Genomic DNA, 15,123 nt, shown 5'->3' on the forward strand with positions numbered 1-15,123 from the left:
GGCCTTTGTCGTTTGTCCGCATGAGGACGGACAGTGGCCGACCGTCATTTTCTACATGGATGCGCCGGGCATACGCCCCCGAGCTGTGGAACATGGCGCGCAAGATCGCCAAACAGGGTTATTTCGTCGTGCTGCCGGACCTCTATTACCGTATCGGCACCGTGCGCTTCGACCTGCCGCGGCGCGAGGAGGCGCGTTCCATCATCGCGTCAGGAGGCTATCTTGATTTACGATTTCTGTGTGATCGGCGGCGGCATCGTCGGGCTTGCCACCGCCAGGGAGCTGCTGGCGCTTCGCCCGCAGGCCAGCCTGCTTCTCATCGAGAAGGAAGATACGGTCGGCAAGCACCAGACAGGGCACAATAGCGGCGTGATCCATGCCGGCATCTATTATACGCCCGGCAGTCTCAAGGCGCGGCTCTGTATCGAGGGCGCGCGCGCGACCAAGGAGTTCTGCGACGAGCATGCGATACGCTACGACACCTGCGGCAAGCTGATCGTCGCCACCAACGCGCTCGAAATGACCCGCGCCGATGCGCTGTATGAACGGGCAACCTCGAACGGTCTCAGCCTGCGGCGGGTGGGAGAAGGCGAGCTGAAGGAGCTGGAGCCGCATATCGCCGGCGTCGGCGCTTTGCTCAGCCCGGAAACGGCAATCGTCGACTATCGCGAAATTTGCCGGAAAATGCTGTCTCTTCTGCAGGCTGCCGGCGCGACCATCCATTTCGGCAGAGCGGTGGACCGGATCAAGGAGACCGGCTCCGTCGTCGAGATCGGTTCGAAGGGTGAGACGTGGCAGACGCGTCAGCTTGTCTGCTGCGCCGGACTCCAGTCGGACCGGCTGGCACGCATGGCAGGCGCGGATATCGCCTACAAGATCGTGCCGTTTCGCGGCGAATATTTCCAATTGCCGCCCCGGCTCAACCGGATCGTGAACCACCTCATCTATCCGGTGCCTGACCCCGATCTGCCATTCCTCGGAATCCACCTCACGCGCATGATCGATGGATCGGTGACGCTCGGCCCCAATGCAGTGCTCGGCCTGTCCCGCGAGGGCTATCCAAAATTTTCCATCAATGCCCGCGACGCCGTTGGGATGCTAACCTTCCCCGGCTTCTGGAAGCTCGTGGCACGGCATCGAAGCCATGCGATTCACGAGCTCGCCAATTCACTTTCGAAGCGCGGTTATCTGGAAGAGTGTAGAAAATATTGTCCAGAGCTTGAGCTTGCGGACCTGATGCCTTACCCCGCCGGTATCCGTGCGCAGGCGGTTACGTCATCCGGCGAGGCCGTGCACGATTTCCTGTTTGCTGAAACAGCGCGCAGCCTCCATGTCGGCAATGCGCCTTCGCCTGCTGCGACGTCGGCCATTCCGATCGGGCGAATGATCGCTTCCAAGTGTATCGAGCACAGAGGCGCAAGTCAGGCGGCAGCCGCGGTCCCGCCGACGATATAGCCGAAGGTCAGCGCGGGGCCGAGCGTGATGCCGGGGCCGGGATAAGAGCCTGACATGATCGAATTTATGTCATTGCCACAGGCATAGAGGCCGGGAATGACACGGCCATCCTGCTGCTTGACCTCACCCTTGGCGGTTATATCCAGGCCCATCGTCGTGCCAATGTCGCCGGGGAAAATCTCGATCGCGTAGAACGGCGCTTCAAGCGGCCTGACGCAGGGGTTCGGTTTGTTCTCGGCGTCGCCGAGATAGCGCTGATAGCTTGTCGTGCCCTTGCCGAATTGCGGATACTCGCCGCCTGCCGCAGCGGCGTTGACGGCTGCCATCGTCCGCTCTAGTTGCGCGGCGTCGATGCCGCATTCGCGAGCAAGGTGTCCAAGAGTTGCGCCGCGCTTGAGGTAGCCGCTTTTCAGATGCCTCCCGATCGTGGACGGGAAGGCATGTACGGCACCCAGTCCGTACCGACGCAATGCGCGATGATCGGCAATCAGCCATGCCGATTTCTGGCCTTCCTCCAAAAGCCTGGCAATGAGACCCTGGACGAAATCATGATAGCTTGACGCCTCATTGACGAAGCGGCGCCCGTCATGCCCGACCGCGATGACCCCGGGCTTGGCGCGATCGAGGAAGAGGTGCGGGAAGGGTCGCTTCGATCCGTCCGGATTAGGGAGAAGCGAAACCGGCGTCCAGAAGCCGCCATTGGTGTTTGTCTCGACGAAGGCTGCGCCTACCGCTTCGGCCGTGGTAATCGCGCCGCCGGTTCCCGCCGAAGGTGACATGGAGTAGTGGGGCAGGCCCTTGCGGACATGTTCGAAATGCTGCTTGCGCCGCGTCGTATCATGCGGAAAGCCGCCGGCGGCAAGCACCACACCTCGCGTAGCCGAAACACGAACGATGCCGCGTGGGCCATCGATTTCAGCGCCGGTGATGCGGCCGCTGGCGTCCTGGACAAGCTTTACCAACTCATGACCGGTGAAAAGAGGGATGCCGAGTTCAAAAACGGTTTCGGCAAGGCGTCCGGCTACCGCTCCACCCATGACCAGGCGCGTGTTGCGACCCCAGGTAAGCCGGTCGCGAATGTAGCGAAGGACCGTCTTCGTCGCATAGGCCGCGGACTTGGCAGAGCGAGTCAGGCGCAGGAAATGATAGATGTCCGGCCTGCCGAGCGGCAACCCTCCCAAAATGGTGAAATCGGCAATGGGCGGGCGCATGCGATGGAGGTTTTCGCCAAGCCGGCGTCCGTCATAGTCATACGCGTCGAGCACACGGCCGCCCTCTGTCGCACCATCCGCATCGGGATGATAGTCCGGCGAGACAGGCCGGTGAGACATCTTCAATGCCGTCTTGTTATGGAAGAAGTCGATCGCTTCCGGCCCCTTTTCGAGAAAAGCCTCGACCAGCTCGGCATTGAAATGGTTGCCTGTTTCGCCCCGGATATAGGTTCTCGCCGCCTCGGGGCTGTCAGGCATCCCGGCAGCCAGCATCAGCGGATTGCAGGGGACCCAGATGGCGCCGCCCGACACGGCGGTTGATCCGCCGATGACATCGGCCTTTTCGATGATCATCGGGTTGAGTCCGTGATGCTTGGCGCAAATCGCGGCGGCCATTCCCGCGGCGCCGGATCCGACAACCAACAGGTCACACGATGCGGGCAGGTCAGGAATTGGCATGGATAGGCTCTTCGCGTGGGTAGCGTCCCATGGCCCAGCCGCCATCGACGGCCAACACCTGCCCGGTGATGAAGCTGGCTTCGTCGGAAGCCAGGAAGCGCACGGCACGCGCCACATCTTCCGGCGTGCCGACGCGGCGCAGCGGTGCGCCATCAATCATCACATGGCGACGCCATGTTTCGGTCCGGATGCGCTCGGCGGTAAGCGGCGTCTCGATCAGGCCCGGCGCCACGGCGTTGACTCGGATGCCCGAGGGACCGAAATCGGTTGCCATCTGGCGCGTCAGCCCGATAACGGCGGCTTTTGAAGTCGAATAGCCGCAACTGTTGAAGGCACCGATCTGCCCGAAAATCGAGGCGGTGTTGACGATAGCGCCGCTGCCCTTTTTCATCATGATGCCCACGGCCCAGCGCGACAGCCGGAACAGGCCCAGCACGTTGATCTGAAAATAGCGCTCGAAATCCTCATCCGAAGTGCCAAGAGCATTGGCACCGCGCGCTATGCCCGCATTGTTGATCAGCACATCGAGTGAAAGCCCGGCCTTGTCGATCGCGGCTGAAATCGCATCGGGCAGTGCCGTGTCGGTCACGTCGCCAATCACGGGAATGACACGACCATTGGCGGTGGCCAGTGCTGCGATGCCTGCGGGTTCGCGGTCCACGGCCACGACGTAAGCGCCGGCGAGGAGGAAGGCCTCGGCAATCGCCAGGCCGATGCCTTGGCCCGCGCCGGTTACGACGACGGTCTTGCCGTCCATGGTCGAAGGTTGAAGCGTCATGGCGTCCTCTTCTTAGAATGCGGCAGTGCCGCCGACCGAGCGGCCGCCGTCGACGATGAGAACCTGCCCGGTAACGTATTCGGCCAGCGGGCTTGCGAAAAAGGCGGCCGCATGGGCGATGTGCTCGGGTTTGCCAAGCTTGCCGGTCGGTTGCTGGGCGCGCATCTCGGCCAGCCCATCGGGCCGTTCCAGCAGCATGTCGGTTTCGATCACGCCGGGCGCGATGGCGTTGACGGTGATCTGCCGCCCCGCCAGTTCCAGAGCCAGCGCCTTGGTAAAGCCGGCAACGCCTGCCTTGGAAGCGACGTAATGGGCATAGTGGCGCGCGCCGAACGCCGCGCGCGAGGCAAGATTGATGATCCGTCCCCCCTCGGGCAGCACGCGCGCCGCTTGCTGGCATAGGGTGAACATGGCGATCAGATTGACCTCGTACATCCGGCGGAAGTCATCCGCCGTCAGCGTCTCGAAGGGAATGACGTTGAAGATGCCTGCATTGTTGACCAGCACCTGCAGGTCCGCCGCCCCTTCGATCAGCGACTGGGTCGCGACCGGATCGGTGATGTCCAGCACTACGGCCCGCGCCTTATGTCCATTCTCTTGCAACTGCCGAACTGTTTCGTCAGCCGGGGCGGCAGCCCGGTCGGCGACGACGATGGCATAGCCGTCGGAAGCCAGGCGGTGGGCGATGGCGCGGCCGATGCCGGACCCCGCGCCGGTAACGATGGCGGTGGGAAGAGACTGCGAAGACATTGGATCACTCTGGTTGATAGACGGGCCGTGCCGCGGACGCGGCCCGAAAAAGAGGGGGAAAGCCGGCGCGGCATGATCCCGCGCCGGCCGAAGGCTCAGTTAAGCCCGAAGGTATTTTCGTCGAGCTTGGAATAGATCTGCTCATTCACCAGCTTTGCCAGCGCCTGAGGATCGTTGCGGTCGATCCCTTCAAGCAGCCCCGACCATTTGGTCGTCAGATCGATATACTGCTTGATGATCGGGCTCGGGTCAGCAATGCCGCGTGCATCCATCGTGCGCTTGGCCAGACCGGCAAGCATTCCGTCCTGGAACTCTTTCAGCTTGGCTTCCATCGCCGGATCGGGATCCATGATCGCGATGCCGCGCTCGGCAGAGCCCTTCAGGGCCGATTCCACGCCCTGATGATAGGCCACCTGCGCCCGCGCCAGCGCAAGGCCGGTCAGGTCGAGGATCGCGCGCCGGTCTTTCGGGGCAAGCCCTGCCCAGAAGTCCTTGTTGTAGACATAGGTCGCGCCCAGCGAAGACCCCTGCGGGAGCCGGTTCACGACTTTCGCGATTTCCCAGAATTTGTAGCCGAATTCGAGGTTTGTCGGGTCCGATAGCGTGCAATCGAGCGAGCCGCGTTCCAGCCCGGTGTAGACATCGGTCATTGGCACGGCGACAGGGGTCGCGCCAAGGAAGGCGATCCATTCGTTCTGCGCGGTTCCGGCGGTGCGGATCTTCAGCCCGCGGACCGAGGCCGGATCCGAAATCGGCTTCATGCAGAAAAAGTTGTAGATCGGCGTCGAATAGCCGCCCACGAACACGGTGTTGTGCTTGCCGTACTCCGCGACCAGTTCCGGATTCATCAGCCCGATCTCGGTCAGCGCGAAAGCAGCGGCGTAATCGTCCCTGGTCAGAAATGCGAGGTCGTTGATCAGGCCCGACAAGGGCAGTTCCGATGGTGTGTAGGAGGCGGCGACGATACCCAGTTGCGCAACGCCGTCACCGACGGCCTGCAATGTTGTCGGCGCGGGCACCAGCGAACCCGAGGAATAGATCTCGAACTTTACATCGCCACCGGTTGCCTCGGTAATTTCCTTGACGAAGGGTTCGTAGGCTACGCCGTTCAGGATATGCGAAGGCGCCATCCAGTTGGTCGCCTGATAGTCGGTAGCCATCGCGGCCGTTACCATCAGCGGCACTGCCGCGACGGTCATTAGAACTCGTTTCATTTTTCTCTCTCCCATGGTTGCGCTTTCCGCGCTGTTGACGGCCCGCGCGGGTGCTGATCGCCGCGCAAACCCTTTTGCAAAGTGACTGCTACCTACCCATCATTCCCGGCAGCCACAGGCTGATCTGCGGGAAGGCAATGAGCGCGGCGAGCACGAACAGGTCGACGACGATGAACCAGGTCACGCCTGCGAATATCTGGTTGAGCGTCACTCTGTCGCCGAGCGCCGATTTGATGACGAATACATTCATGCCCACAGGCGGGCTGATCAGCCCGATCGTCATCAGCTTGATGACCAGGATGCCGAACCAGGTAAGGTCGACCCCGTGGCTGTTAAGCAGCGGCACCAGCACCGGCATGGTGAGCAGCATGATGGAGATTTCCTCCATGAACGTGCCCATCACGACCAGGATGATGCAAACAAGGATGACGATGGTCATCGTCTCGTAGCCGTCGAAGAACCCCATCACCCAGGTCGGTATGGTGGCTAGCGCCACGAAGCGGGCAAAGAGTGCCGCTCCCAGAACGATCATGAATATGGCCGACGTACCCGAGGCGGTATCGACGAGTGCTCGCTTCAGCATTGGAGCATTCAGCTTGCCGCGGACCGCCGCGATCACGCAGGCCAGAAAAGCCCCGACAGCACCCGATTCCGTTGCGGTGAAAGCGCCGGTGAAGATGCCGCCCATGACCACGAAAGTGACCACCGGCAGCGGCCAGGCATCGCGGATGAGAGCCCATTTCTCGGCGGCCGAGGTCGGGTCGACATAGCGCGGCGCAAGGTTGGGGTTGAGCATGCAGCGCACGGTGATCATCACGATAAAGGCTATGGCGGTGAGGATGCCCGGCACTACGCCCGCTATGAAAAGCGTGTTGATCGAACTGTCGACCAGCAGGCAGTAGACGATCATCAGCACCGAGGGTGGTATGAGGGCCGCAAGCGTTCCGGCTGCTGCCACGGAACCGGTTGCCAGGCCGGGATTGTATTTGCTGTTCAGCATCTCCGGGATGGCGATGCGCGAGAAGGCTGCGGACGTCGCCACGCTCGAGCCGCTTGCTGCGCCGAAGAGCGCGGAGGCAAAGACCGTCGAGGAGGCGAGACCGCCAGGAATGCGGGCTAGGAAAATGCGCGCCGCGCCGAACAGGCCACGCGTCAGCCCGGCTTCGACCGCCACGAACCCCATGAAGAGGAACATCGGAATGGCGGAAAGATTCCAGTCGCCGATAAGATTGAACGGGATCGCCTTCGATATGCCGATGGCGGCGCCGAGGCCCATCATTGCCCAGATGCCGAAGAAGGCGGTCGCGCCCATGGCGACGCCGATCGGTACACGAATGCCGATCAGCGCGAGGATGGCGAAGATGCCGACGAAGCCGATCTCAAGACGTTCCATGTCGGTTTCCCCTCAAATCTCGACGGCGGAATGGGTGGTTGTCATGCGGTTGCGCTCTCCCATGAACACGCGCATGACAAGCACGACGACGACGAGGCAGAAGCCGAATGGGAGAAGGAATTTGGCGGGCCAGGTGGTGATGCGCCAAATGCCGTCAACGGATTCATTGACCTTGTAGGCGTGTTTTGCCACGCCCCAGGAAAACCAGGCCAGCACGCTGTAATAGACCGCCGAGACGATGTCGGCGAGGATCAGCATGACCTTCTGCGCCCGCTCCGGAACCTTCTCGTAGATCACCTCGACGACGATCGAGCCGCCTGACAACTCCACCCAGGCGAGGGGCAGGAACACGGCGCCGATCATGTAATAGGCGGCAACGACTTCGGCAGTACCTGGCAGGGGAGCGCTGAAGAGATATTTGCCCAAAACGTCGATCATGACGTGGAACATCATCAGCAGCACGGCAAGCCCCGCGAGCCAGGCCAGCAGCTGGGTAAGCCTTTCGACTAGTTTTACCATTGTTTCCTCCCCTGCTTTTGGTGCCCTATTGCATCCTGTAGCCGCCGTTGACGTCGATGACGGCGCCGGTGATGTAGTCGGCATTGGGGCCAAGCAGGAACGAGACGGCGCCGGCAACCTCCTGCGGCGTGCCGATGCGCTGCAGCGGGATATTCGCCGCCGCCGTCGCATCGTTTTCCGGCGGCAGCGACTGCCGCAGCATCGGCGCATCGATCAGTCCGGGAGCAATGGCATTCACGGTCACGCCAAGCGATGCCGCTTCGCGCGCACCCGCCTTGATGAGCCCAAGGACGGCGCTCTTCGAAGCGATGTAGGCCGAGCTGGAGCGATAGCCGCCGAGCTGTGCTGCCACAGAACTGAAGCCGACGAAGCGGCCATTCTCGATCTGTCGGCGACTGGCGCTGCGCAGAAATTCGCGCAGCAGCAGGAAGGTGCCTGTGGAATTGACGGCGTGCGTGAGTTCCCAGTCCTTGAGCGTAATCTCGGTGAGGGGCGGCCGCTCGCCATTGGCAGCGAAGAGCAGGATACCGGCGGCTGCCACGACCTTGTCGACAGGGGCGCCTTGCTTTTCGGCCTCGGCGTAGGCTGCAATCACCGCCTGCTCACTCGTCACGTCGAGGACAATGGCGCGGTGACCGGCACCGGGGAGACCTTCGATAGCGGCTTCTGCCGCTGCTTTAGACAGGTCCGCGGCCAGCACTGCGTAACCGTCTTGCGCCAGGCGCGAGACAACAGCTTTCCCGATGCCACCGGCAGCGCCGGTGACCAAACAAACTTTCGACATGTTCAGAGGTTCCTCCCTCTCCGTTGTGGACGCAATGAACACATTACGGTGGAAACTGCAAATAGAAATTGCAGATATGAGCCATTTTGGATACATTCTGTGCAAATCGGAAGGAGGGCCTGCCATTGTCGGATCTGCATACGAGCACTGAAGTGGCCATCGAACGGATGCGCGAAGCGATCCTCAGTGGTGACCTTCGCCCCGGCGAAAAACTGCATCAGGACAAGCTTGCCGAGATGCTGGGAATTTCGCGTACACCACTCAGGACGGCGCTTACCGCGCTCGCGCAAAGCGGGCTTGTCTCATACGAAAGCAACCGGGGTTTTTACGTCCGCGAATTCTCCTTCGCCGATGTCGCGGGTGCGTTTCAGGTCCGGGCCGAGTTGGAAGCGACGGCGTGCAGGCTTGCAGCCTCCAACATGTCGGAGGCTGCCGAGCGAAACCTTTTCGAACTCGTCGAAGAGGGCGACCGGCTTTTGTCATCGGACTCACTGCCGCCGGAAAACCTTGTGCCTTACCGGCGCATGAACGTCTGCTTCCACACCGCAATCATGAACCTCGCGGCGAACCCGTGGATCAGGACGTTCGTGGAGAGCCTGCACAATGTGCCGCTTGCCTCCGACCGCGTGATCATGTGGCGGGACTTTTACGTGATCCGGCGGTCGCATGACGACCACCATCGCATTGCACGTGCGCTGTCGCTGGGGCAGGGCGAACGCGCGGCCGCAATCATGCGCGAACATATAACCTTTGCCCTTGAACACCTGCATACGCAGCTTGAGCAATTTCCCGGAGATTTCCTGCGTGTCCCGACAGTGGACCCGCGTCCCAAGCGGGCCCGGGCCCGAAACCAGAACCGGAGGAATACCGCGTGACAATCAGACTCTTCTTCTCGCCTGCTTCGCCCTATGTGCGCAAAGTCATGGTTTGCGCCCACGAAAAAGGGTTGGCGGATCGGATCGAGAAACTGCCGTCGGCGGCGGGACCGGTCGATCGGGACCAGACCATCGTCCAGCACAACGCATCCGGAAAGGTGCCGTGCGCACTGCTTGCAGACGATACACCACTTTTCGACAGCCGCGTGATCTGCACCTATGTCGACTCGCTCGCCTCCTCGGAGGGCGCGCTCTATCCGCAGGATGCGCGCCGCTTTGCGGTGCTCACACTCGAGGCTTTGGCCGACTCTGTCCTTGATGCCTGTCTGCTATGCCGGTACGAGAAAGTGATGCGTCCGGAGGCTCTCTTTTGGGAGGATTGGTATCGAGGCCAGATGGACAAGGTGGATTCCGGGCTCGATGCGCTGGAAGGCAGATGGTTTGCGGATGTTTCAGGTGATTTTCACGCCGGCGCGATCGCGGCCGCCTGTGCGCTGGGCTATCTCGACTTCCGCTTTGCCGACAAGGACTGGAGAAGCTCCCGCCCGCAGCTTGCTCGATGGTTTGCGAAGGTTTCGGAGCGCCCGTCGATGAAGGCGACCTTGCCGCCTGCCTGATGACGGCACGCGCCGGCTGCCATGGCAAAGTTCCGCTCGCGCCAAGCGCGGGCGGTCTCCAATGCCTTTGACTATTCGGCCGCACGAGCCGTTTGCACCGGGTGGCCGATGCTGGCAAGAATCCGTCCAAGCTCCTCGCGATCCTTGGCCGAAAGTTCTGGCAAACCGGGCAGGCGAACCGGGCCGACGTCCCATCCTCCCAGCGCCAGCGCCTCCTTGACCACTGTCACATTCGCGCCGTTGTTGAACTTCGTGCGCATTGCCTCGAATGGCGCAATCGGCGCAATCAGCCCGCGCGCATCGTCATAACGGCCGGCTTCCAGCGCGGTCCAGATGGCCAGCGATCTTTCCGGATCGATATTGACCAGGCCCGATGTGAAGCCCTTTGCGCCGGTGGCATAAAATGCCGGAGCCCAGCCCTCCGCCAGCCCGCAGACCCAGACCGCTGCGCAGTCGCTCGTTGCCCTGATGCATTCGGCCATATGCATCAGATTGGGTGTGGCGAACTTGATCCCGGCGATGTTCGGATGCCGGGCAATGCGCACCACTTCGCCGACCGGCATAGTGTCGGAGCGCAGGTAGGCGACGACCGGCACGATTGCTTCTTCGGCAATGGCAATGAAATAGTCTGCCTGCGCCTGCGGCGCCGCAAAGGGATCGAGCGGGTGATGGGACATCAGCGCCTCGGCACCGGCATTGATGGCGAGCTTGGCCGTTGCAAGGGCCTCGCGCAAAGACCGGCCGACAGCTGCGGTGCGAACCGACTGCGATCCTTCCATGGCGGCGAAGGCGACGGCCTGCAGGCGAACGACCTCGTCGAAGGTAAGGCTGAAAAACTCGCCGGTGTTGCCGCCTGAAACGATGTTGTGAATGCCGGCATTAGTCTGGCGTCGCACCAGCCTTGCAAGCAACGCCTCGTTCAGCGAACCGTCCGCCTGATAGGGCGTGACATGGATGCCGGATATTCCGCCGAGCGATGCCCGAACCCGTTCGATGCTCATGCAGAGTCTCCTTCAAACCGGACAGTGAGGAACATATTCAAACCCATTCAGGTGCCGACCTGTGGGTCGATGGAGCCGATTTATCAATCATATGAACAACATCTTTTAAATCAGTCAAGCAAGATGAAAACATAATTGACAACTTGAAAGGGCATGGCTAGCCTTCAATCGCTACCTGGGAGGATCGTGTGGCATGAAAATCGTTCGATTGCGCAGCTTCATGGCGCGCGATGCCAATCGCCCTCGCGTCGTCGTCGCGATCGACACGGATGCCGGCATCACTGGTTGGGGCGAGTGCTACAATCACGGGCCCGACAAGGGGCTGATCCCGATCCTCGATTACTTCTTCGAGCAGATTAACGGCGAGGATCCCCGGCGCATCGAATACCTCATGCTGAAGCTTCAGCAGCAGGCGCGGTTTCCTGGCGGCGCCATGCATCTTTCCGCCTTTTCGGCCATCGACCATTGCCTGTGGGACATTTCCGCCAAGGCGCTCGACGTGCCGGTCTACCGGCTTTTGGGCGGCGAAGTGCGCGACCGCGTGCGGGTCTATCTCGGGGTCTACACCGCACCCGATCCGGCGATCGCGATCGATACGGTTACCGCAGAGAACGAGAAATACGGCCTGACGGCTTTCAAGCTTAGCCCTTACCGGGTCGACTTTCATGCAGAGCGGTGGGGCGAGGTGGTTCGCACCAGCGCCGACTATTTTCGCCGCCTGCGCGAAATGGCGCCCACGAATTTCGAGTTCGCCTTTGACGCGCATGCCAAGCTCTTCGAGCCCTGGCAGGCGATTCAGCTCGGCGATGCGCTGGCCCCGTACGATCCGCTGTTCTTCGAGGAGCCGATCAGGCCGGAGAATTTCGAGGCCTGGGGCGCAATCCGGTCAAAGATCAAATGCCCGCTGGCCACCGGCGAGAGCCTCTACAGCCGCTACGAATTCCTCAAGCTGTTTCAGGTGCGCGGCTGCGACATCGCCCAGCCGGACATCTGCGTCGTCGGCGGCCTGCTCGAAATGCGGAAGATCGCAGCAATCGCCGAAGCGCATTTTATACCGATCGCCCCTCACAATCCCATGGGACCGCTCGCCACCGCGGTGAACCTGCATTTCGCGGCAGCGACCCCGAACTTTAAGATCCTCGAATACCGGCTGCCGACGGAAGCGCCCTATGTGAAGGACCCGTATCTGCCGAAGGACGGCCATCTGGAACTGCGGCCGGACCGCGCCGGATGGGGTGTCGAGATCGACGAGAAGTATCTTGAGAAGGACCACTACCTTCATTGGCAGCGAAAGCTGCCCCAGAAGCCGGACGGTTCGCTCGGCTATCCATGAACGCTCTTAGCAATCATGCCGGCGTGCAAGTCGGCGCCTAACGGGAGGAAGATGCACGATGAGACGTATGATAGCCGCCGCACTTCTTGCATCGGCAGCCGCTTTTGCAAGCGCCGATGCACTCGCAAAGTCGCCTCCGAACATGCTGGTGATAGGCACCAATCTCGGCGGTATCCGCACGCTGGATCCGGCGGCGAACAATGCGCGCACGGTCTCCGAGCTGATGTCCAACGCCTATGACAACCTCGTGCAGACGAAGCCTGCAAGCATCGACAAGCTGGAGCCGATGCTGGCAACGGAGTGGTCCGTCTCCGACGACAAGAAGACGATCACCATGAAGTTGCGCCCGGATGCAACCTTCTCCAGCGGCAATCCGGTGACAGCCGAAGACGCCGCCTGGTCCATCCAGCGTATCATCAAGATGGGACAGGTCGGGTCCACCGATCTGGCGCTGTGGGGCTTCACCAAGGACAATGTCGACCAGCTGGTTCGCGTGAGCGATCCGCACACGCTCGTCATCGAGCTGCCCACCGAAGTGAACACCGACCTGGTGCTCGCCTCACTTGCCGGTTCCTCCGTCGGCATCGTCGACAAGAAGACGGCGCTCGAACATGAGGCGAATGGCGACTTCGGCTCCGGCTGGCTTGCCGCCAACACCGCCGGCAGCGGGCCATTCGTGCTGAGCCAGCTTCGCCCCAACAACCTTGCCATGTTCGATGCCCGAAAGGACTATTGGGGCGGTGCACCGGCGATGCAGCGCGTTGCCGTCATGCACATTCCCGAATCCGGCAATCTGCGCCTGCAGATGGAAAAGGGAGATGTCGACGTTGGACACTACATGTCCAGCGGCGATCTTGAGGCACTCTCCAAGAGCCCTGACGTGGTGATCGACAAGGTGCCTGGGCTGGGATTCTACTACATCGCCCTGAACACGAAGGATCCGGATCTCCAAAAGCCCGAAGTGCGCCGTGCCTTCCAGCACGCCTTCGACTGGAAGGCGATCCAGGGCAACATCATGAAGTATCTGGGCGATCCCTGGCAATCGATGGTGCCCAAGGGCATGATAGGCGCCCCGGCCGATCCGCTTGGCCGCAACACCTATGATCCGGAGTTGGCCAAAAAGCTGCTGGCTGGGGCGGGTTATCCGAATGGATTGAAGAAGACGCTCAACCCGTCCAGCGACGCACTTCGGCCGTTCGCCGAGGCGCTGCAGGCCAGCGCCCGTAAATCCGGCATCGACTTGAATCTCGTTCCTGGCGAGTTCACCCCGGCCTTCCGCGAACGCAAGTTCGAGGTGCTGGTCGGCAATTCCGGCGCCCGCCTGCCCGACCCGTTCGCGGTTGCGACGCAATACGCCTACAATCCCGACAACAGGGACGAGGCACGGCTAGGCAGTTACTATCTGTGGCGTGTCGGCCAGCAGAACGAGGAGCTCAACAAGCTGGTGGACGAGTCGATGCGCGAGGGCGATGCCACGAAGCGGGCCGATATCTTCAAGCAGATGGACGACATCTACAGCAAGATGGACCCGGGCCTGGTGATCTTCTTCCAGCGCAGTGATCCCTATGTGATGCTGAAGAACGTCAAGGGTTACGCCGGTCATACGACCTGGTCGACCCGATGGCACGACGTAACCAAAGAATGATCGCCGCCAACACAGACGGGCGGGACGCACCGCTCAATGTCGATGACGGTTTCGACGACGCCGAGCCGTCGCGCGGCGCCCAGTTGGTGCGGCGCTTCGCCGGCCGCGCCTTCGCCATTGCGACGACCCTGCTTGGCCTGCTGGGGCTGACATTTGCCATGGGCCGCCTGCTTCCCAACGACCCGGTGATCGCCATCACCGGACCGGAGGTCAGCAAGGAAGTCTATGACCGGGTGTTCCTGGAACTCGGCCTCGACCGGCCGGTCTGGGAGCAGTTTCTGACCTATGTCGGCAAGGCGCTACGCGGCGATTTCGGCGTCTCCACAACCACCGGCCAGAAGGTCGTCACCGACCTTCTGATGGTCTTTCCAGCGACGTTCGAACTCGCGATCGTGGCGCTCCTGGTTGGTGTTGGGTTGGGTGTGCCGCTCGGCATCATCGCGGCGGTTAAGCGCGGGACAATCATCGACCTTATCGCGCGCCTGATCGGCCTGGCCGGCCATTCCATTCCGAGCTTCTGGCTGGCCTTGATGGCGCTGCTTCTCTTCTATGCCAAGCTTGACTGGTTCGCTGCCTCCGGCCGCGTCGATGTCTTCTACGAAGGGCTCGTCACACCGGTAACGGGGTTCCTGCTCCTGGATTCGGCACTCAGCCGCAACTGGGACGTTTTCTGGAACGCGCTCAACCACATCGTCCTGCCGGGAACGATCCTGGGCTACTATTCGGTCGCCTATATCAGCCGCATGACCCGCAGCTTCATGCTGGAACAGCTCTCGCAGGAATATGTCATCACCGCGCAGGCCAAGGGCCTGTTGCCGCGGCAAGTGATCTGGCGCCATGCCTTCAAGAATATCCGTGTGCAGCTGCTCACCATCATCGCGCTCACTTTCGGCGGATTGCTCGACGGTGCGGTCCTCATCGAAACCGTCTTCGCCTGGCCGGGGGTGGGTCAGTATCTCACACGCGGCATCCAGATGAACGACATCAATATCGTGATGGGCTCGGTGCTGATGATCGGCGTGCTCTTCCTGGTCATCAATCTGGTCTCCGATGCGCTCTATCGCATCCTCGATCCACGGACACGGTAAG

14 protein-coding genes are annotated in these 15,123 nt (G+C 61.5%); 6 read left to right on the plus strand and 8 right to left on the minus strand.

The window, feature by feature from the left end:
- Positions 1 to 222: 222 nt before the first annotated feature.
- Positions 223 to 1,455 (plus strand): L-2-hydroxyglutarate oxidase, encoded by a 1,233-nt coding sequence (lhgO, locus tag WBQ96_RS00980; RefSeq protein ID WP_336547040.1) that lies wholly within the window; start codon positions 223 to 225, stop codon positions 1,453 to 1,455.
- On the opposite strand, the gene WBQ96_RS00985 is transcribed toward lhgO, so the two are convergent.
- From WBQ96_RS00985 to WBQ96_RS01015, 7 genes are all read right to left on the minus strand, one after another.
- On the minus strand, positions 1,422 to 3,170 hold the full coding sequence (locus tag WBQ96_RS00985; RefSeq protein WP_337035852.1) for an FAD-dependent oxidoreductase: 1,749 nt from the start codon (positions 3,168 to 3,170) through the stop codon (positions 1,422 to 1,424). The genes lhgO and WBQ96_RS00985 overlap by 34 nt on opposite strands.
- Entirely contained in the window at positions 3,112 to 3,903 is a 792-nt protein-coding gene (locus tag WBQ96_RS00990) for an SDR family NAD(P)-dependent oxidoreductase (protein WP_336547037.1), read from the minus strand. The genes WBQ96_RS00985 and WBQ96_RS00990 overlap by 59 nt, the downstream gene beginning before the upstream one ends.
- Positions 3,904 to 3,915: 12 nt before the next feature.
- On the minus strand, positions 3,916 to 4,653 hold the full coding sequence (locus tag WBQ96_RS00995; protein WP_336547035.1) for an SDR family NAD(P)-dependent oxidoreductase: 738 nt from the start codon (positions 4,651 to 4,653) through the stop codon (positions 3,916 to 3,918).
- 95 nt (positions 4,654 to 4,748) lie between these two features.
- The gene (locus WBQ96_RS01000; RefSeq protein ID WP_336547033.1) at positions 4,749 to 5,867 is read right to left on the minus strand and encodes a C4-dicarboxylate TRAP transporter substrate-binding protein; all 1,119 of its coding nucleotides are present in this window, start codon (positions 5,865 to 5,867) and stop codon (positions 4,749 to 4,751) included.
- 88 nt (positions 5,868 to 5,955) lie between these two features.
- Complete coding sequence (locus WBQ96_RS01005) at positions 5,956 to 7,260, minus strand: TRAP transporter large permease (protein WP_336547031.1); 1,305 nt, start codon at positions 7,258 to 7,260, stop codon at positions 5,956 to 5,958.
- A gap of 12 nt (positions 7,261 to 7,272) precedes the next feature.
- Complete coding sequence (locus tag WBQ96_RS01010) at positions 7,273 to 7,779, minus strand: TRAP transporter small permease subunit (protein ID WP_336547028.1); 507 nt, start codon at positions 7,777 to 7,779, stop codon at positions 7,273 to 7,275.
- Between the two features lie 25 nt (positions 7,780 to 7,804).
- Complete coding sequence (locus WBQ96_RS01015) at positions 7,805 to 8,563, minus strand: SDR family NAD(P)-dependent oxidoreductase (protein ID WP_336547026.1); 759 nt, start codon at positions 8,561 to 8,563, stop codon at positions 7,805 to 7,807.
- A 125-nt stretch (positions 8,564 to 8,688) separates the two neighbouring features.
- Between WBQ96_RS01015 and WBQ96_RS01020 the strand changes: the two genes are divergently transcribed.
- The gene (locus WBQ96_RS01020) at positions 8,689 to 9,438 is read left to right on the plus strand and encodes a GntR family transcriptional regulator (RefSeq protein WP_246245727.1); all 750 of its coding nucleotides are present in this window, start codon (positions 8,689 to 8,691) and stop codon (positions 9,436 to 9,438) included.
- A 2-nt stretch (positions 9,439 to 9,440) separates the two neighbouring features.
- Positions 9,441 to 10,055, plus strand: coding sequence for a glutathione S-transferase (locus tag WBQ96_RS01025; RefSeq protein WP_336547257.1), 615 nt, complete (start codon positions 9,441 to 9,443; stop codon positions 10,053 to 10,055).
- 71 nt (positions 10,056 to 10,126) lie between these two features.
- Here the strand turns inward: WBQ96_RS01025 and WBQ96_RS01030 are convergent, their stop codons facing one another.
- Complete coding sequence (locus tag WBQ96_RS01030) at positions 10,127 to 11,056, minus strand: dihydrodipicolinate synthase family protein (protein WP_336547023.1); 930 nt, start codon at positions 11,054 to 11,056, stop codon at positions 10,127 to 10,129.
- Between the two features lie 193 nt (positions 11,057 to 11,249).
- Here WBQ96_RS01030 and WBQ96_RS01035 point away from each other — a divergent pair, with 193 nt between their 5' ends.
- The 3 genes from WBQ96_RS01035 to WBQ96_RS01045 all read left to right on the plus strand — a co-directional run bounded on the left by WBQ96_RS01035 (position 11,250) and on the right by WBQ96_RS01045 (position 15,122).
- Positions 11,250 to 12,389 (plus strand): mandelate racemase/muconate lactonizing enzyme family protein, encoded by a 1,140-nt coding sequence (locus WBQ96_RS01035; RefSeq protein ID WP_336547021.1) that lies wholly within the window; start codon positions 11,250 to 11,252, stop codon positions 12,387 to 12,389.
- A 67-nt stretch (positions 12,390 to 12,456) separates the two neighbouring features.
- A complete protein-coding gene (locus WBQ96_RS01040; protein WP_442920790.1) occupies positions 12,457 to 14,034 on the plus strand; it encodes an ABC transporter substrate-binding protein in 1,578 nt (525 codons plus the stop codon).
- Positions 14,031 to 15,122, plus strand: coding sequence for an ABC transporter permease (locus tag WBQ96_RS01045; protein WP_336547017.1), 1,092 nt, complete (start codon positions 14,031 to 14,033; stop codon positions 15,120 to 15,122). Before WBQ96_RS01040 ends, WBQ96_RS01045 begins: the two co-directional genes overlap by 4 nt.
- Position 15,123: the final 1 nt, after the last annotated feature.

Source organism: Mesorhizobium sp. CCNWLY176 (assembly GCF_037153935.1).
GTDB classification, from domain to species: domain Bacteria; phylum Pseudomonadota; class Alphaproteobacteria; order Rhizobiales; family Rhizobiaceae; genus Mesorhizobium_M; species Mesorhizobium_M zhangyense.